At 56.5% G+C, this 4,700-nt stretch carries 4 protein-coding genes and 1 other RNA gene; 3 read left to right on the forward strand and 2 right to left on the reverse strand.

Annotation, left to right across the window (positions count from 1 at the left end):
* The first annotated feature begins 214 nt into the window (after positions 1-214).
* Positions 215-562, forward strand: an RNA gene (gene rnpB, locus BRA42_RS08110) — RNase P RNA component.
* A 21-nt stretch (positions 563-583) separates the two neighbouring features.
* On the opposite strand, the gene BRA42_RS08115 is transcribed toward rnpB, so the two are convergent.
* A complete protein-coding gene (locus tag BRA42_RS08115) occupies positions 584-856 on the reverse strand; it encodes a hypothetical protein (protein WP_342770227.1) in 273 nt (90 codons plus the stop codon).
* Between the two features lie 157 nt (positions 857-1,013).
* Between BRA42_RS08115 and BRA42_RS08120 the strand changes: the two genes are divergently transcribed.
* Complete coding sequence (locus BRA42_RS08120) at positions 1,014-1,568, forward strand: CBS domain-containing protein (RefSeq protein WP_292405518.1); 555 nt, start codon at positions 1,014-1,016, stop codon at positions 1,566-1,568.
* Between the two features lie 222 nt (positions 1,569-1,790).
* Positions 1,791-2,960, forward strand: coding sequence for an RNA-guided endonuclease TnpB family protein (locus tag BRA42_RS08125; protein WP_342772121.1), 1,170 nt, complete (start codon positions 1,791-1,793; stop codon positions 2,958-2,960).
* Positions 2,961-3,142: 182 nt separating this feature from the next.
* Here the strand turns inward: BRA42_RS08125 and tpiA are convergent, their stop codons facing one another.
* Positions 3,143-3,811, reverse strand: a complete 669-nt coding sequence (gene tpiA, locus BRA42_RS08130) for a triose-phosphate isomerase (protein ID WP_292405512.1) — start codon at positions 3,809-3,811, stop codon at positions 3,143-3,145.
* Positions 3,812-4,700 lie beyond the last annotated feature (889 nt).

The following is a 4,700-nucleotide window of genomic DNA, read 5'->3' on the forward strand; positions in this document are numbered from 1 at the left end:
GTAACGATTGCCGCTAGTTCCAGATGTGCACGAGCCCTGCTTTCCCCCATGGTAACGCCAATGGTAAGACCCCGGATCAAGTATATAAACATATCCAGAACCCCGGGGATACGCGCGGTCGATCCGGGAACCTCAACGGAGAAGGTACGCCGGTGCCGGCTGCTCGAGGAGGGTACCTGTACGGCTATATATTCTCACGGTCAACACTACTTAGGAGAGGGAGAGTGCGGCCGACGGTGGCACATTCCTGTGCCGCTGAGGAAAGTCCTCCCACCGGCCAGACACGCAGCCGCATGCAAGTGCGGGTGGCGAGAGTCACGGCAATGACACAGAAACGACACGACCCGCCGTCAGTGATGAAACGACGGAGCCCCCTTTTGGAGGCGAGAAACGCGGAAACCCCGCGCAAGCAACTCGTTGAACGTAGCGGCGGGAGACGGTGAAACGGTGAATCCCTGCGGGTGCAAGCCAGAACAGGGCAGATGGATCGTCTGGTATCCGCCCGGGTATGGCGCGTAGCTGAATGCCGCACTGAACAGAAGGAGGCTTACTCCTCCCACTCCCTGCTATTGCACGTGGCCCGTTACGGCGGTTGAGAACCCTGCCTCGGTTTGAGTTCGATCTCGTCAAACGTCACGACGTGGGAGTCGACGATCTCGCCCCGGTCGTTCATGGAGATCTGGACGAAGATCTCGGCGGGTGCATTCTCCATGGATACGACGTCCCCGTGCTCCGCCCGGACATCGAAGCCAAGGGACTCAAGTTCGTCCCGGACGGCGTCCAGGGTGTGGTAGGTCGAGAGAACATCCCTGACCTTCATGAGAACGTCCTGTTGCTCGTCTTTGTTTACAGTCATATCATCCCGTGCGACCTTGCGGTATATCAACCTGTCCGGGAAGGGACGATGAGCCGCAGAAGTGCCTTCCGTTGCCTGTCGTCAACACCTTCCCGATATGGACCCGAATAATGTATCAGCAAAGGTATATATTAAAAAATTACCTATAGTAATAAATATGGAAATCCCTACCCCGGCTGAATTACGCGAGAAACGACTCCGTATGGGCTTAAAACAGGCGGATGTTGCCCGCATGGCCGGGATCAGCCAGTCAATGGTCGCGCGGATCGAGGCGGGCAGTGTGGACCCGAGGGTGAGCACGCTCGCAAAGATCGTGGAGGTCCTGCAGGCAGCGGAGCACTCGATAATCACGGCCGCCGACGTGATGAACGCACCTGTGCTCTCCGTCGCCCCGAACGATCCCGTCAGCCGAGCCGTCGAGATCATGGGCCAGAACGGCATCTCCCAGCTGCCGGTGCTCGAGAACGGGGTGCCGGTCGGGTGCATATCCGAATCCGCCATCATGAACGCCGTGGAAGACGGAGGGCTTCACCAGACGCACCGAAAGGTGGTGCAAGACTATATCGAACCCGGATTCCCGACGGTCCCGCCCACGGCGCCCCTCGACACGATCGTCCATCTCCTCCATCATAACCACGCGATCGTCGTGCTCGAAAAGGGGAAGGTGCAGGGCGTCATCACCAAACACGACCTGATATCGCTGATAACGTGACACGTGCTTCGCGATCTTTGCGTGAGAGTTTATCTTGCGGGGGTGAAGGGGGCGGAGCGGGAAGACCCCACCCAACAGGTGCGGGGATGACACGGAAACTTCCACAGGAAGTTTCCTGACAGGAAGATACCGAGCATCTTTCGTGGAGCGGAGTCGCCCTTCGTCATGTTTCCCGAGGATTACCAAAAACAATATATTCCTGTAAGGTCAACAGATACCTGTATGCTCCAGGCCTACAAGTATCGGATGTACCCTAACTGTGAGCAGACCGCAATGCTCATGAAACACATCCATGCCTGTCGGTTTGTGTACAACCATTCTCTGGAGCAGAAGATCCGGGCATACGAACAGGAAGGCAAAAAACTCTCCTGCTATGACCTGAACAACCGTCTTCCTGTCCTCAAAGAAGAGCATCCATGGCTCAAAGAGGTCAACTCCCAATCGCTTCAGAACGCGAACAAGAACCTCGATAACGCTTTCACGCGGTTCTTCCGTGAGAAAAAGGGATTCCCTCGATTCAAGTCGAAGAAGAATCCGGTACAGTCCTTTCAGGTGCCTCAGCATTATACCGTGGACTTTGGGCGGCGTCGGATTAAACTCCTGAAGATCGGTGAGATCAAAACCATCTTCCACCGGATGTTCACCGGGAAGATGAAGTACGCGATCGTCTCTGTAACCACAACCAGGAAGTGGTTTGTCAGCATCCTTGTCGACGATGGGCAGCCGGCACCGGACCCCTCGCCGTTTTGTCTGGACACTACCCTTGGTATCGATGTCGGGTTGACGGACTTCGCAACCCTTTCCACGGGAGAGAAGATCAAGAATCCCCGATACTTGAAGAACTCGTTGCAGCGCCTGAAGGTGTTACAGCAGCGAGTTTCGCGGAAGGTGAAAGAGTCGAAGAATCAGCAGAAAGCGATCCAGAGACTCGCCCGGTGTCATGAAATGATCGCCAATCAACGCAACGATTTCCTGCACAACCTTTCTAATCGAATCGTGAGCGAGAACCAAGCCATTGCAGTGGAATCGTTGAATGTTGCTGGTATGCAGAAGAATCATTGCCTTGCGCAGAGTATCGGGGATGCATCGTGGAGTACGTTCTTCACGATGCTGGAATACAAGTGCCGAAAATACGGGAAGACCCTTCTCGCGATCGGGAGGTTTGATCCATCCTCGAAGATTTGCCATCAGTGTGGGCATCTCAAGCGGGATCTCACACTTTCAGACCGGGAATGGGTCTGTCCCGACTGCGGCACTCATCACGACCGTGACATCAACGCGGCAATCAATATCAAGAAATTTGCCCTGCAAGAGCAGAACCTTGTCGGGGTAGCAGGTGCGGAACGCGCCAGAGAGCCTGTGGACCCGGCCTTCAGTAGAGAGGAAGGATGATAGCCGGGAAGCCCCGTCCAAAAGGCGCGGGGTAGTTCACATCCTCAACGTATTGCTCACGCGAAGCCGCGAAAAGACGCGACATTGGATGAATGTTCCCCCTACATGCTCTTTATGGTCCCTGTGTCTTTTCTGTCCGGAAGGTATCCTGCACTCGAAAAACCCAAACTATGAAGGCCCGTCTAGATCAGAGAGACGAGATCACGGAGGACCGCTTCGGGGTCGTCGGCCTTGACGACGCTTGACGCAAGAAGGACGCCGGAAGTCCCGAGGTCGACGGCGATCTTTACGCACTCGCCCGACTGGATGCCCGCTCCGGTCAGGACTTTCGTCTCCGGGTTCACCGCCCTGACGGCGTTGACGGACCGCTCGATGATTCCCGGGTCGGCTTTCGAGACGGAGACCCCGCTCCCGATCAGTTCCGGGGGCTCTATCGCCACGTAGTCGGGGCGGAGGGCGGCGGCGGCGGCGCTTGTGGCGTCGTTGTTCGTGCAGACGACCGACTCCAGGTGAAGCCGTTGCGCGGCCCGGACGCAGGCGTCGATATCGGCCAGGGTGAGGCGGTGTTCGGAATGGTTGATCAGCGTGCCGCGTGCACCCGCTGCCCTGACGGCCTCGGGGAGAATATGGCCGGTATGAGCGCCGGGGGCGATCGCATCGATATGCTGGGCATAGACGGGTATCGCATAGTGGTGGCTCATCGGGTGGATCTCGGTGAAGACCGGCGCGATGCCGATGACGACGCCGCTCTCTCTCGCCACGGTCTCGGCCGCAGCGGCGATCCGGTGAGCGTTGCTGCCCATACCTTCCTGATAGGTCTTGAGATTGACCAGAATCAACGGTGAAACCATATCCATTACTCCCCAATAGGCGGGTACTTACCACGCATCGCTGCTGCCCGCCTTGAGTGGTGTGTTTGTTTATCACTGCGGTTATTAATATTGCTGTGATATATTGCATGCCATCTCTTCTTCTTTGCTGTGGTATTTTTGGTGCCGTTTTTTGCCTTTGGCTCAGGGCTTGAAGAATGCTTTTGAGGTTGTCCTCCCCCCGGTCATCTGAAGATATTCGGTCTTCTCATGTTCCGTTCCTGTGGAATGCCGCACGTCGCATGAGGCAATGCTACACGTGAAGTTTCAGGTGTAAAGTTCTACCGGAGAAAGCGATGGTCGATGGCGCCGGGCGGCCTGAAACCTCCCTGCTCCGACGCCTGCGGCAGGGCGCGCGGCGGTCCCCTGTGCCCGACGCGGCCGTTCTTGCGGGGCGTAGATTATAACGGTTTTTTCTGCCCTCCGCACCCGGAAATCGCGGCGCGCACCGGAGGGAGCGAGTTGGTACGATATCCGATCCCGCCGCAAGACCGGCCATTCTCCCGCGCCCCCGACCCCCGGGATGGGATCGAAAACCCCGGTTTTGCGAACAACCGACGGACGTGTAGAGAGATTGGACAGAAAAGATAAATAGATTGACATCTATGTCCTTGTGCGGATGTCTGAAAATGGCGTTTGAAAAATGAGGGAGGTTCATCCCATCCGTCCAAGACCGGATGAACCCCCAAACAGCCCAGAAGGCAGAAGAGTAGTCTGCATTCAATGTACTTAAAGATGCGCCTCTTTTGCCTCCGGGGATGTTATAGGAGGAAAAGTAAATGAACGGAAACATTGGAATGCGGGCACTATCAGCGCTCTTCGCTGTACTGCTGGTGAGCGCGGGCGTTGTGCCGGCGATGGCTTGTAAACC

The sequence above is a fragment of the Methanoculleus sp. UBA374 genome, assembly GCA_002508705.1.
Classification (GTDB): Archaea; Halobacteriota; Methanomicrobia; order Methanomicrobiales; family Methanoculleaceae; genus Methanoculleus; species Methanoculleus palmolei.